Origin of the sequence: Metallumcola ferriviriculae, assembly GCF_035573695.1 — a bacterium.
GTDB classification, from domain to species: domain Bacteria; phylum Bacillota; class JADQBR01; order JADQBR01; family JADQBR01; genus Metallumcola; species Metallumcola ferriviriculae.
This window is the reverse complement of the sequence record NZ_CP121694.1, coordinates 1,185,218-1,199,076: the sequence shown is the minus strand read 5'-3', so window position 1 is coordinate 1,199,076 and position 13,859 is coordinate 1,185,218. Positions and strand designations below refer to the sequence as shown.

General features: G+C 40.1%; 13 protein-coding genes. 3 read left to right on the top strand and 10 right to left on the bottom strand.

Annotated elements, in window-relative coordinates; genetic code table 11:
* Positions 1-42: 42 nt before the first annotated feature.
* The gene (locus MFMK1_RS06045; protein ID WP_366922865.1) at positions 43-1,254 is read right to left on the bottom strand and encodes a transposase; all 1,212 of its coding nucleotides are present in this window, start codon (positions 1,252-1,254) and stop codon (positions 43-45) included.
* Between the two features lie 174 nt (positions 1,255-1,428).
* Between MFMK1_RS06045 and MFMK1_RS06040 the strand changes: the two genes are divergently transcribed.
* Together MFMK1_RS06040 and MFMK1_RS06035 are read left to right on the top strand one after the other, a co-directional pair.
* Positions 1,429-2,430: a sodium:calcium antiporter gene (locus tag MFMK1_RS06040; RefSeq protein ID WP_366924226.1), complete on the top strand. Its 1,002-nt coding sequence runs from the start codon at positions 1,429-1,431 to the stop codon at positions 2,428-2,430.
* 84 nt (positions 2,431-2,514) lie between these two features.
* A complete protein-coding gene (locus MFMK1_RS06035) occupies positions 2,515-3,153 on the top strand; it encodes a phosphoribosyltransferase (protein WP_366924225.1) in 639 nt (212 codons plus the stop codon).
* A 78-nt stretch (positions 3,154-3,231) separates the two neighbouring features.
* Here MFMK1_RS06035 and MFMK1_RS06030 read toward each other — a convergent pair whose 3' ends face one another.
* A complete protein-coding gene (locus MFMK1_RS06030) occupies positions 3,232-3,876 on the bottom strand; it encodes a flavodoxin family protein (protein ID WP_366924224.1) in 645 nt (214 codons plus the stop codon).
* 434 nt (positions 3,877-4,310) lie between these two features.
* Here MFMK1_RS06030 and MFMK1_RS06025 point away from each other — a divergent pair, with 434 nt between their 5' ends.
* On the top strand, positions 4,311-4,562 hold the full coding sequence (locus MFMK1_RS06025) for a hypothetical protein (RefSeq protein WP_366924223.1): 252 nt from the start codon (positions 4,311-4,313) through the stop codon (positions 4,560-4,562).
* 34 nt (positions 4,563-4,596) lie between these two features.
* On the opposite strand, the gene MFMK1_RS06020 is transcribed toward MFMK1_RS06025, so the two are convergent.
* The 8 genes from MFMK1_RS06020 to MFMK1_RS05985 are packed head-to-tail and all read right to left on the bottom strand — an operon-like array spanning position 4,597 to position 13,597.
* Positions 4,597-4,938 (bottom strand): alpha/beta hydrolase, encoded by a 342-nt coding sequence (locus tag MFMK1_RS06020; RefSeq protein WP_366924222.1) that lies wholly within the window; start codon positions 4,936-4,938, stop codon positions 4,597-4,599.
* Between the two features lie 2 nt (positions 4,939-4,940).
* A complete protein-coding gene (gene menC / locus MFMK1_RS06015) occupies positions 4,941-6,059 on the bottom strand; it encodes an o-succinylbenzoate synthase (protein WP_366924221.1) in 1,119 nt (372 codons plus the stop codon).
* 21 nt (positions 6,060-6,080) lie between these two features.
* Positions 6,081-6,815: a gamma-glutamyl-gamma-aminobutyrate hydrolase family protein gene (locus tag MFMK1_RS06010; protein ID WP_366924220.1), complete on the bottom strand. Its 735-nt coding sequence runs from the start codon at positions 6,813-6,815 to the stop codon at positions 6,081-6,083.
* 58 nt (positions 6,816-6,873) lie between these two features.
* Positions 6,874-8,757, bottom strand: coding sequence for an aldehyde ferredoxin oxidoreductase family protein (locus MFMK1_RS06005; protein ID WP_366924219.1), 1,884 nt, complete (start codon positions 8,755-8,757; stop codon positions 6,874-6,876).
* Positions 8,758-8,768: 11 nt separating this feature from the next.
* Positions 8,769-10,133 carry a glutamine synthetase family protein gene (locus tag MFMK1_RS06000; RefSeq protein ID WP_366924218.1) on the bottom strand — a complete coding sequence of 455 codons (1,365 nt, stop codon included), beginning with the start codon at positions 10,131-10,133 and terminating at the stop codon, positions 8,769-8,771.
* 14 nt (positions 10,134-10,147) lie between these two features.
* Positions 10,148-11,692, bottom strand: a complete 1,545-nt coding sequence (locus MFMK1_RS05995) for an APC family permease (protein ID WP_366924217.1) — start codon at positions 11,690-11,692, stop codon at positions 10,148-10,150.
* A 59-nt stretch (positions 11,693-11,751) separates the two neighbouring features.
* Positions 11,752-12,513 carry an SDR family NAD(P)-dependent oxidoreductase gene (locus MFMK1_RS05990; protein WP_366924216.1) on the bottom strand — a complete coding sequence of 254 codons (762 nt, stop codon included), beginning with the start codon at positions 12,511-12,513 and terminating at the stop codon, positions 11,752-11,754.
* Positions 12,500-13,597, bottom strand: a complete 1,098-nt coding sequence (locus MFMK1_RS05985) for a M20 family metallopeptidase (RefSeq protein WP_366924215.1) — start codon at positions 13,595-13,597, stop codon at positions 12,500-12,502. Before MFMK1_RS05985 ends, MFMK1_RS05990 begins: the two co-directional genes overlap by 14 nt.
* Positions 13,598-13,859: the final 262 nt, after the last annotated feature.

Here is a 13,859-nt window from a genome sequence, read left to right as displayed (position 1 = left end):
AATATTTTCTTTTTTAAAGTACTGAATTATCCACAGGTAGTGCTAAGCAACTTTTAGTTTGCTTTGGCCTGAGTTTGCTGCTATTGTCCCAGCAACTAAAGCAATTGAGTTTAAGAGGCAGTGGGTTAGAGCTTTTTTAATCCCTTTAGCCCTGATATTTCCTAGATTGAGATATTCTTTAAGTCTACTGTTACATCGTTCAACTGCTGTTCTTTGATTGTAGATGCTTTGCCATTTTTCTGTACCTCTGAACGGATAGCTATAAAACCTGGGTTCCTTTTTATAGTTGACCTTTCTAACATAACCGTAGTTAGAGTTGGAACACCAGTTAGATCCGTGGACACAATCGACTTTCCCGCATACATGAGGACATCTTAGTTTGATATAGTCACCATCTGTACCCCAGTAAACCATCTTATAGCCTGCGGAACAAATGGGTTGCAAATCATTATCTAACCCTTCGGGGGCGCTTTTGCTTCCTCGTGGATTATAAGCTATAACTGGTTTAGCCTGATAGTCATTTACTATAGCATCATAGATGTAATTAAAGTCATATCCAGAGTCCATGGCATAGTATCGGGGTTTAAAGAGGTCTCCAAAACTCTCAAATAATTTTTCAATCAGCGGCAAGGCAACAGTTCCGTCATATACGTTTGCCGGAGTAACGGATATTTCTAGTGGCAGCTCACTTTTGGTATCACTCAGGATATGAAGTTTCCAGCCAAACCATTTTACTTGATTGCCGTTTGTATCTCGCTTGGCGCCCCAGTTAGGCGTTAAACCGTTATCCGTAAGTTTACTATGAGGTTTAGGGCTCTCAAAAGCATCCATTTTGGTTGAATCAATGGCTACAGTTTCACCGTCGATAATATTCAGTTCCTTTGCGCGGATAACTAATTTATGAAATAGCTTTTGCAGATCCTCACTTTCTGAAATCTTAGTTAGAAACCGGCTGAATGTGGCCTCTGAAGGTACCTGGCCACATACTTCAAAACAGCAGCAGTAACGAAAAACAGGGTCTTGCTTTAACCTTTGCACTAAAGCTTTAACAGTTCTTATTTGCTCTAGCTGCGCAGCAATTAAAGCATATAGCATTGGTGTTGGGTCATAGCCTTTGGGACCAAACCTACTTCTCTTAAAGGCTATTTCAAAATCACTTAGGTCAATTTGTGACAAAACCAATTCCAACTTTGTTTGGGGCTGAAGATTTAAAATTTCTTCAAAGGATAATAAGCATTCTTGGCGAATATACATTAGTGATTTCACCTACCTTGTGGATAATTTTGGTTTGGTCACTAAAGATATTCAACAAGGATGGGGTGAAATCTTTTTTATTGCACGAATTTTTACTGATATACCAATGGTTTAGAGTTATGAAATTTACTCAACTAACTATATTAAAAGCTATCAAAAGAAAGGGGATCTAACATGGAAATAATTATTTTAATATTTAGCCTTGGAGTAATTCTTTTTGGTGCAGAGGTTTTTACTAATGGTATTGAGTGGTTGGGAAAGAAGTTAAACCTTTCCGAGGGAACTGTAGGAAGTGTACTGGCAGCGGTAGGAACTGCCCTTCCGGAAACAATGATACCGGTGATCGCAATATTATTTGGTACCGGCGATGAAGCAAGTCATATCGGAATTGGGGCTATATTAGGTGCCCCCTTTATGTTAGCAACATTAGCTTTGGGTGTAGTTGGTATAGCCGGAACATTATTTAAAGTTGGAGGTAAACGGCGAGAACACATGCTTATTAATGAAGGCGTCATGCGCAGAGATTTACTCTTCTTTTTGATTGTTTTTTCCATAGCAATAGCTGCTGCCTTTATGCCGCCAGGCTTTAAACAAGTCATAGTATTTGGTTTAGTGGCTGCCTATGTTGTTTATGTATACCTCACTGTCAAGGATGATACTAAAGCTGATACAGATGCTGAACTACATCCCTTAAAATTTGCTAAAAAAAGCACCGACCCATCTCTTGGCATAATTCTGCTGCAGGCGGCCTTCGCTTTGGGCATTATCGTGCTGGGTGCACATCTATTCGTAGATTCTATTAAATATTTATCCCAAGTAATAGGTCTCCCGGCATTTGTACTATCAATCATTATTGCCCCTGTTGCTACGGAATTACCGGAGAAGTTCAACAGCTTAATTTGGATAAGAAAAGGAAAAGATACTTTAGCTCTAGGAAATATAACCGGAGCAATGGTGTTTCAGAGCTCACTTATACCTGCTTTAGGAATTGCCTTCACACCGTGGGAATTAAGTACCCTTGCTGTAGTAAGTGCAGTTTTAGCGTTGTTATCCGCGGCAATTGTTTACGGAACCTTATATTTTAAGCGCAGCATTAGTCCTAAAACTTTAATTGGCGTGAGCTCATTATATTTCGTATTTATAATTGCCGTTGTATTAACAGGAGGCGGCCATTAAATACACCGCTATATTCGTATTGGAAAAAGGCCGTTGGGGAAAATAATTACAGATAAGGGGATGGCAAACAGGTGGGGTTATGAAATGATAATATATCAGGATCGAACAGACGCAGGTGAAAAGTTGGCTCAAGAATTGAAAGCTTACCATGGAAAAGACACCGTAGTTGTGGCTATTCCTCGGGGAGGAATTATGGTTGCGGCGCCTATTGTTAAAAAACTGGGTGCAGCGTTGGATTTAATAATTCCCAGAAAGGTGGGAACAGCAAACGATCCGGAAGTGGCAGCTGGCGCTATTACTCCCGACGGAACAATAATTTACAACGAACAGCTGCTTTTCAGAAGACAGATAACAACCGCGGACCTCAAACCAATCATTGGTAAAGAAATGGCCGAACTAAAGCGTCGTGACCAAGTCTACCGTAAGGATTTGCGCAGTAAGGAACTCGCCGGCAAGACTGTAATTGTGGTGGACGACGGGATGGCTACAGGTTTGACGGTGCTGGCATCCCTGCAGGCAGTAAAAAATAAGAGGCCGGCCCGCCTTATACTTGCCGTGCCGGTTGCCACCAAGGAAGCGGTTGAATTGGTCAGCACGACAGTGGACCATGTGATATGCCTGGCAACGCCGGAGCCTTTCTTTGCCGTGGGGCAGTTTTATTATAACTTTGGACAGACCACCGACGAAGAGGTTACCAGTATTATAAGGAAATTGGACAAGTAATGCTGGGCTTTCCGCCTTTGATATTCTTCTCTAAGGAGCTTTTGTGGCCAATACTCGGCGACGCTTGGTTGATGGCGACTATACTTTATCCCTGTTCTGTAATATGGAACCTAACAGTTTACCACTTTTGTATGTTTGTAATACTGCGTCTTCCTGTTCTTTAAAACAAGGAGGGTAATGTTTTTCTTCAATTTTTTCTATGAATCCATGTTTTTTAACAACACTTCCTACCCCACAATCATGACCATATCCACACGTGTAACATTGTGAATACCCCTGGGCAGAGACAGTATCAATTACTGGCATCATATTAGCTATCATGAAGTTCTTAATAATTAAATGCACTGGGTCTTCTTTCTCTCTGCCGTAGCTTGTACTAACCGCAATACCCAATTTACCCGCTAAATTAAATGCTTCTCGATGACGGAAGCAAAATGTTCGCTCCAAACACGCATGGCCAAGTGCATTAATTGTTCCGTAATAATTGGGTGCCCCAAAAACAATTGCGTCCGCCTTTAACATTTTTTCCCCTATTTCAATCCAATCATCTTTGACCCGACACTGATTATCGGCAGCACACCCTGTACAACCGATGCAGCCATTAATTTTTTTGCCGGCCAAGGATATATATTCGGTTTCTAAACCGGTAGTTTCTAAGATAGCTTTTACTGCCTTACTGGTAATTCCCTCTTTTCTACCGCTTGCACTTATCCCTAGTATCATTTCATTTTCCCCTCCCTGAACAATTTTAACTCCTCCTTCTCTTAGATGTATTCATTATAAGTTGAATGCCGGGAAAAAACTGTAAAATATTTTACTTAACCCACTTGGCATAAACATCTAATTTAGTCCCCTGCTTACCCCAATGCTTGTCCCCCCTTAAAGCACTTATTAAATTATTGACCGCAATATCCCTTTTTTATTATTCTGAACTTATAATACCATTGCTCAATAAAGTTTACGCTCCATGTGTTTCTTTGGCAGCGCTAGCTGCATTTTTATCTAGCTGCAGCCAACGGTCCATCACCATGCTGGCAGTCAGGTCTCCGGCGACATTTACACTGGTACGAGAAATACCAGAGAGACCTATCCAAGCGACCGCCGGCTAAGGCTTGCCAATCACGGTTAAACTAAACAAAAAGATTGGAGGCTAGAATATGATATTAGACCAGGGTATGCGGGTTTTTGAAAAATTAGCTGAGGAAATTAAGGAAAGCGAACCAAGACAAAGAGATCATTTAGTAAATAGCATAATAAGCTTTCTTGATATAACTACCGAAGTGTTAGAGGAAAGCGCAGAGTTACGAGAAGCCTTTGCTCGGGTGCATGGTAAATTCATGGAATACCCGGAATGTAGGAGTACCATCAAACAGGCTGCACGGGCTTACCAACGGTTTGGGGCAGACTAGAGTGTTGCTCCCCCTCAAATAATTAAAGCACAGTTTATTCGCAATGTTTTCTTAACCAGGCTAAGGTGTCTTCAATTACCTCGTCTTTGTTGGTTTCGTTCAGCATTTCGTGTCTTCCCTCGGGATATAGCTTGTAGGTAACATCCTGCAGCCCGTGTTGATGATATGAAGAGACCAGGTTTTTGATTCCTTTTCCGAAGTTCCCAACAGGGTCTTTGTCTCCAGAAAAAATATATATAGGGAGTTCTTGTCTTATTTGTGACATGTTTTGATAGGTATGTAAGCCTTTAAGGGCCCGCAATAAATCATAGAAATATCCTGTTGACGACACAAATCCACATTGTGAGTTGTTTACATACTTTTGTAGCTTGTTCATTTCTATAGCTTTGTAGTAAGATCTATTTGACTAACCTTATACCTTTCAATCATATCAGTTTCTATTTCATATCCCAAACCTTTATTGGTGCTAACTTTTATAAACCCCTCACTATCTACTTGATAAGAGTCTGCTAATACATCAGCCTCATAAAAAAAATTACTGGGAGATATATCGCCCGGAAGCCTAAAGTTGGGTAATGACGACAGGGCGATACAAAAAGCACGACCAATACCCGTCTCAAGCATTCCACCACACCAGACCGGCACGTCATTTTCTTGACACAAGTCATGAATTATTTTCGCTTCTAGAATACCACCTACCCTGCTAGGCTTTATATTAATTACTTTGCAACTTCCCATTTCAATTGCTTTACGGGCATGTTCTATGCTTTTTATACTTTCATCCAGACAAATAGGCGTATTCAACTTTCTTTGAATTTTGGCATGATCCCAAAGATCATCACTATTTAAAGGCTGTTCAATCATCATTAAATCATATTCATCTAACTGTTTTAACACTGGAAATTCTTTTAAAGAATACGAGGAGTTAGCGTCTACCATTAACGGTATATTCCCAAAATGATTCCTAACTGCATCAACAATTTGAATATCCCAACCTGGTGTTATTTTTAATTTTATTCTTTGAAAACCACTGTCTAATCGTTCATCTACTTCCTCTAATGTAGCTTTAATTGAAGTCTTTAGCCCGATGCTTTCTCCCACACCTATTTTGTCTTTTATACCCCCTAGTTTCTGGGCTAAAGATAGATTAGCCTCTTGAGATTTTATATCCCACAGGGCCATTTCCAAACTGCATTTCGCTATATTATGTCCTTTGAATTTTCTAAACAACTTGTTTAAATCTTCTATTTCGCAAATTTTATTATCCAAAAGTACTGGAGCCAGTATTTTTTCAATAATATAAACGCAAGTGTCTATAGTCTCATGATTATAAAGCGGGGCTTCAAAGGCAGCTGCTTCACCGAAACCAATAAGCCCGCTATTAGTCCTCATCTTAATTAATACGGTTCTTTTACTGTCCACTCTACCAAACCCTGTTTGAAACGGATTTGTCAGGGGTAACTGCAGAATATAAATACTAATATCCGAAATATACATTATAACCCACTCCTCGTACAACTATTTTTGTTGACTAGCTTGTTCAATAAGTGTTTCAAATAAGTGTTTCTGAGTAGTATTACCGTTTCCTATCAACTCTGGATGCCATTGTACTCCCAACATCCAATCATGATGCTCATTTTCTAAGCCTTCAATAATACCATCTTTTGATTTTGCGGCAACGGTCAAATTACTACCAATTCGGGCAACTGACTGATGATGAAAAGAATTCACCTTTACACTTTCACCTGGATTAACATGCATAGCTTTTGCTAGTTTGTCTGATAAAATATCTATTTGATGTGTTCCCGATTGCTCAGAGTCTTTCTGCCAATGACAAACGGTAGATGGCATCTGTTCAGGAATATGCTGATTTAAAGTTCCACCCAATGTAACATTTAAAATTTGCATACCTCTACAGATTGCCAAAGTAGGAATATTATATTCAATGGCCAATTTGACCAAATCAATTTCAAAAGTATCTCGTTCTATGTTGCAATCGTAAGTTTTAAGGTGCCTTTCTTTACAATAAACTTCTGGGGAAATGTCGCCTCCACCACTGATGATTAAGCCATTAATTGCATAAATAATTTCCTCTTTCTCGCGGACATAAGGTAAAATTATTGGGATGCCTCCTGCACTGATTACCGCTTTAACATAATGAGTTGGTAATATCCAGCAGGTATCTTTTTCTTGGCAATTTTGATAATATTTGATATTTTGTATGCCACATGAAATGCCTATAATTGGTTTCATCTACATCCCCCCAGTTAGGCCAAAAAATTTTTAGTTTATCCCTCTCAAGTATTAATACTTAACCAGATATTAACCAATCTAACGACAGTTCAGTTAACTTTGAATGCGTAGGCCAACCGGTGCTCTTATCCCAACCAGCCATAGAATAATAAAGATCCTTAGCCTGATTGAACTCATCTTCATCCACTGAATATCCTTCGCTAGGGCCTGATTCTAAAGGCATAAATAATCTTTTGGGTAATGTATCGTCTGCCGGAGAAGCACCATGTATCGAGTTAAAGACGCGCTGCATATTAATACGCCTTTCCCCAGCTAACATCAGTTCATGCAGGGTAACGTTCCAACCGGTAACAGCCTTAACAACTTCAACTAACTCTGCCGGCGCATATAACCACCCCGGAGCAAAACAAAAAGCACAAAGATTAAGAGTATCTAATAAACTATAAAATCTTTGAGTAAACAAATAGAACCGGGTCTTATCAGAGTTTAGTTTTTCAATAGGAGTTCTCCCATAAAGTCCTATGCTTGCTAAAATATCCCAACTTTCGCCAGAACCTACTGAATAAATACCATCATGTTCACTGGACATATGATCCGCTCCAAAGGGATTAATCGCATATGCTAAAGATAATGACTTTTTAATCCTTGGCATATGTGCTGGCAAATCAAGTCCTTTAACTGCAATCACACAGTCTTCAGCACCTTTCCCCCACAAAGCCGCCGCCCTTTGTGTACCTTCCGCCAATTCATCCCCTATCCCCTGGCGTTTTGCAATCATATTGATAATTTCAATCAATGCATCACTATCTCCGAATTTAAGAGAAAGCCCATTAGTTTGTTTGTTTGTTAATATCCCTTTTTCATAACATTCCATAGCCATGGCTACTATGGCCCCGGTGGATATGGTGTCCAAAGTGAATTTTGAACAAAGTTCATTAGCCTTAATGACAGCAAGTGGGTCAATAACTCCTGTGTAGGCCCCTAAAGAAGCTAAACTTTCATATTCCGGCGCTCCGTATTCAAGGTTAATTTCATGCTCATTTTGGTTTTGCCACTTCTTTTTGCAGGCAATGGCGCATCGATAACAACTTTCACTTTTTACCGGAAAGGACTTGAAAAGTTCTTCACCGGAAATTCTCTCAGCACCTTCTAGCTGACAATTGGAAAAATTCTTACTTGGTAAACCCCCGGTACTGTTTTGTATTGCCACAGCCCCAGCTGTTCCCAATTTTCTTAAAAATTGGACTCCATCATTAACTTTGGATTTCTGCACACCCATCTTAGCTATAGCGTTGATTGCTTCTGAATTATCAAACGAAGGGCGGTTTCTGCCGCGAACTACTACCGCTTTAAGGTTCTTCGATCCCATTACTGCACCCATTCCGGTACGCCCATTGAAATGAGTGAGTTCACTTACAATGCAGGCAAAACGAACAAGTTTTTCACCACCAACACCTATTTGAGCAACCACTACTTTATCATCATTTAATTGTTCTTTAATGTTTTTTTGACATTGGGCGGGCTCTAGCCCCCATAAGTTTGACGCATCCCGTATTTCTACACCTTCATCAGTTATTATAATATATACGGGGTTTTCAGATTTACCTTTTATAACAACTGCAACATAACCGGTTGACCGTAGTTCAACCGCAAAGTCTCCCCCTGCTTGGGAGTCTCCAATTAATCCAGTTAGCGGAGAACGGGCTGTTACCGTATAGCGGCTGAGCCCCGATATCGGGGCTCCAGCAACTACACTTGCCGAAAATACCAACCTATTTTCAGTGCCTAAGGCGTCTGCTCCAGGGGGCATTTCAGTTAATAAATAATAAACACCTAAAGCCCCTCCGCCAAGATACATACGCATAAATTCTTCGTCTTTAGTTTCGATTGTAACTTCTTTTGTGCTAAGGTCAATTTTTAAGATTTTGCTGCATAAATCCATGGTTTCCCCTCCTAGATAAACTCGAAATACTTCTTTCTCTCCCAGTCTGTAACAGATGAGAAAAACCGGTTTATTTCATTCTTAGCTGCGGTGAGATAATGATTAATAACCGCTTCACCCATTAGTTTTGGCGCTAGTTCGCTTTTTTCCAGTAGGCTTACTGCCTCAACCAAGTTAGAGGGTAATTTCTTCACGTTAGGATCTGCGTAAGCATTATTCAAATATGGGTTTGGGATATCAATTTTTTCTTCAATTCCATACAATCCCGAGGCAAGCATCGCAGCTAAAACTAAGTATAAATTTGCATCTGCTCCTGGAATTCTATTCTCTATTCGCCGTCCACCTTCTTTACCGGCACATCGAATTGATACAGTGCGATTATCAAATCCCCATGTAAGTGTGTTTGGAGCCCCCGCGGTGTCTTTTAGTCTTTTATAGGAATTGATGTAAGGTGCATAAAATATCATAAACTCCGGGGCCAAAGCCATTATGCCCCCTAAAAAATGACGTCCAACCGTTGAAAGTTGGTATTCATCCTCCGGATCCCAGAATAAGTTTTGTTTACCGTCTTTATCCCAGAAGCTAAAGTGAGTATGACAACTGCTCCCCGAATCATTGGTATGAGGACGAGCCATAAAGGTTGCCATTAACTCATTTAAGACAGCCATTTCTTTAATGCCATTTTTATAAATTGCCGTTCTATCCGCCATTTCCAAAGCTTCGGAATACCTGAGGTTTAACTCTATTTGTCCCATACCCCATTCCCCTTTGAGTGCTTCGACGGGTATGGCTGCTGCCTCTAAATTACGAACCAGTTGACTGAGAAACCAATCGTCAACAGTCAGGCGGTAAATAGAGTAGTCGTCTGGGTAACCAAACAAAGGCTTTAAGTTAGCAAAACTCTTTTCTCTGATGGAATCAGGAGTTTCACGGAAAATGTAAAATTCAATTTCTGAGGCCGCAAAGCTCTGGTAACCCATTTGCTTCGCTTTTTCTAGCTGTTTTTTTAGTATATTACGTGGTGCAATTTCCAATATGGTATCGCCCTCAGCATTATGAAGATCAGCCAAAACCAAAACCGTCTTATCACACCATGGGCACAGCCGCATCGTAGATAAATCAGGCACAGCTTTCATGTCTTGAAAGCCGGTGTCCCAGTTGGAAAATTCGAAATTATCACCAATGTCTAATTCCACATCCCAAATCATGTTTATTGAGCAGGTGTGAATTCCATTTTTGGCCTCTTCGATAAAATAACCAGCGGGAATTCTTTTGCCAAAAAGTTTACCCTGCATATCCACAGCAGCGACTATTACTGTATCTATTTCCCCTATTCTCACAAGTTCTTCAAACTTATTAAATTCCAATTTATCCATAACCTTTCAACTCCTTATCCAAGAATATAAGTTATTCCATAGAAGATTAGACATACAAAAATTACTACACCCAGTTTAATGGAAAACCCGCGAAATTCTTGATCTAACTTCTCTTTTTCTTCTTTATTTGGTTCAGGGGGTAGGGAGGATTCCACTCTGAAGTATTTTGATTTCTCACGTTCTTCTTTGCCCCAAGGAAGGTTGATCCAAATCAGGAAAAATACTGTTGTTGACCCGAGCCAGATAAAAGCTGAAACAATAACTTCTGCTGGCAGACTAAGAACCATCCATACAGCAAATGCAATTACTAATAGAGGAATAAGTGGAAAAAGTGGAGTTTTAAACGGTCTATTCACTTCGGGCCGCGTGAAACGGGCTACAATTACAGTTAGCGCGATAAACCCATACAAAAATAGGAGTAAAAATGCAGTAAATTGTGCAAGGTAGAGTAATCCTTTGGTAATAACAAGAATTATTACGCTTATACCGTAAATCCAAACTGCTAGTCCCGGCACACTACGTTTTGAAAGTTTACCGATTATGGGAGGTAAGTACCCATCACGGCCTAGTGCAAAAAGGACTCGCGAACCTCCCATCAGAATTGGATTCACTGTTGAGAAGTTGCCTAAAAATTCCGCCAGCATAAACAAAATGAAGATAATTGAACCAACGCCGGCTGCTTTAAGAGCAAGAGCGAATGGTGCCCCAGCATCCTGTAAGATGCGCACATCGGGAATGATCCCAACAATCGCCCATTGCATAGTGGTGGTTACGGCAAATACAACAAAGGGAACTAATATCAAAGCACGAGGTATATTGACGGTGGGATGTTCTATTTCCTCGCCCATTGTCCCAATAACTTCTTGTCCGGCATAAGCCCACCAAATCAAAGTTGCAGCCAATGGAAACATACCTGGATCAAACCAAGTTGGTATAAACGGATGATAGTTACTAAAATCTATTGTAGTAAACGCAGCTACAATAATAGAAATTGCCATCATTGCCCACATTGAAAACATTATAACTTTTTGTGACAAACCGACTTCCTTAGTACCCCGCCAGTTAACTACCGTGTATACAAGAATGAGCAGAGAAGCAATAACAGAGGCCGTTCCAAACGGAATTTCTCCCCCTTGTAGAACATTCCATATCCCAAGAAAATCAACGGTACTCAAAAAATAATTGGCAAATGCTAAGGCTTCAGCACCAACTGCAAAATATATACCAATAATGGTCATTGACATCATAAAACCGGCAAAAGGCCCGTACTTACCCCATGATTCATATGCGTAAGCGTAGCTTCCTCCTGAAAAAGGCCAAGCAGCCGCCAGTTCTGCGTAAACCAGTGAAGTAAGTACACTAACCACTAATGCAATTAAGTTCCCCAACAGCAGACTAGGACCCAAGAAGCCAACTGCATTTGTTGAAACGGTAAATAAACCAACACCAATAACCAAACCGGCACTCATAACCACGGCACCAGTAAGGTTTAACTCTCGTTTTAGCTGCGGCGGTGAATGTTCTAATCCAGCTTTATTCTCAGACGTTAAGTTACTCATTGGTCTCCCTCCAATTATTTAATATTCTGAATAATTCGAACCTTAGCGGCATGGTGATATTACTTTACAGTCCACCCTCCGTCCACAAACAATGTAGTACCCGTTATAAAATCAGATTCATCCAGGGCTAGAAAAATAGCTGCATTTGCAATGTCACGCGGCTGACCCACCCTTCCCACCGGAACTTGCTCTAAAATCCATTTTTTAATGGCCGGGTTTTTCAACCCCATTTCAGTAAACGGAGTTTCAATCGGCCCCGGAGCGATACTGTTCACTGTAATACCATAAGAAGCCAATTCCGATGCAAGGGCTTTAGTCAGCATGGTTAACCCGCCTTTGGACGAGTTATAATGAGGTTGACAGTTGCCGCTGCTGGAAACTACTACATGAGCTTCTACTGAAGTCATGTTAATAATCCTGCCCCCATTATTTTGCTTTAACATTTCTTTAGCTACGACCTGAGAACATAAGAAAGGCCCTTTAAGGTTGATATCATGGACTCTATCCCACTCTTCTTCAGACAATTCTAAAAACGGAGTAAAAGAAACGATGCCGGCGTTATTAACTAGAATATCGATTCTACCAAACTCCTTAATTGTCTGAGCAACCATATTTTCCACTTCGTCCTTTTTTGTTACGTCCGTTCTTATAGAAATTACTCGGCTGTCCTCAGGCGCTAGTGATACGGTCTCTTTACCTCCATCCTCATTAATATCAGCTACAACGACTGCAGCACCTTCCCGCAAATAACTCAATGCTATTCCCCTACCATTACCTGAACCTGCTCCTGTCACAACTGCAACCTTATTATTGAGCTTCATTTTCATCACCCTTTCTATTTAAATTCATGACAAACCGCTTTAAAATATCCTTAAAGCTTATCAAAGAATCAATTTCCACATATTCATCCGGCCCATGATGGTTAGCTCCTAAGGGACCAAACTCTACAGCTGGAATTCCTACTTCGAAAAAGTACCGCGTATCAGCTGACCCGTCTTGGCCAAAAAACTTAATAGGTCGACCAAGAATAGTTTCTGCGTCCTTTCTCAATTGCGATAGATAAATATTATTTTTATTTGTTTTTACCGGAGCAGCATTACTAATTACTGTTACTTTAGTGTGAGGTGTTTCCGTTTTTATGTTCTCTAAAATATGTTGCGGATTCTGACCAGGTAAATATCGAATGTCTAATGTTAGATTACAACTATCCGGAACCTGATTAACCACCCCTCCACCATGTATCTTAGCTAAATTTAGGGAGGGCTTTAAAAAATACTGGCTGCTTGCTTTCAGGAAATCTAATGTTTCAATGTTTTTATAAACATTTAGTCCCTTTAAAATAGCATTTTCGCCCAACCATGGCCGACTTCCGTGGGCAGCAATGCCTTCAATTTCAAGATTTACTTGCAAAACACCTTTAGCTTGTAATGCAATATTAAGGTTGGTAGGTTCAGCACAAATTGCAATGTCTCCACGTATACCCTTGCGAACTAAAAAACCAGTTCCCAGCTTACCGCCTACTTCTTCATCCGGTACTAAAGTTAGAATTACTTTACACCCTAAAGTTAATTTAGAAAGTTCAGAAATTAACAGAAGCAAGGCAGCGTTGGCACCTAACATATCGTAACTCCCGCGGCCAAAAAGTTTGTTACCTATTACCCGTGGATAGAAATCACTCGTTTGTCCTGGCACAACATCTAAATGACCGTTTAGTATAATTGTTGGACCTTTATCTCCAATAGTAGCTAAAACAATTTTTAGGCCCTGGTTCTCTAAAATTTCCGCTTTCACTTCGTTTCGATTTAGCCAATTGGCACAATATTCTGCTGCAATATTTACATTATCTTTGGTAGTAGTTTTAAAACGAATTAGCTGACTGGTTAGATCAACTAAAATATTATCCATCGTGACACACCCTTTATAAAATATACCAAACATAGAATGTTAATTTCGTTAAAGCTTTGCTTCAAAAATTACTCGGTGCCATTAATCAAAGTTATAACTTTCTCACCTCCCCGTTGAGACAAATATAATGCAAAAATCAAGCCAATAAATATCATCCTAAAGAACTTGTTTTTCGAAGGTTCGGCAGTATTTATTGGGATGATTGGTACGAGTGCCCTATATATCCCTTTCATCCCATTCAGCCTTATTAATATAATGAAAC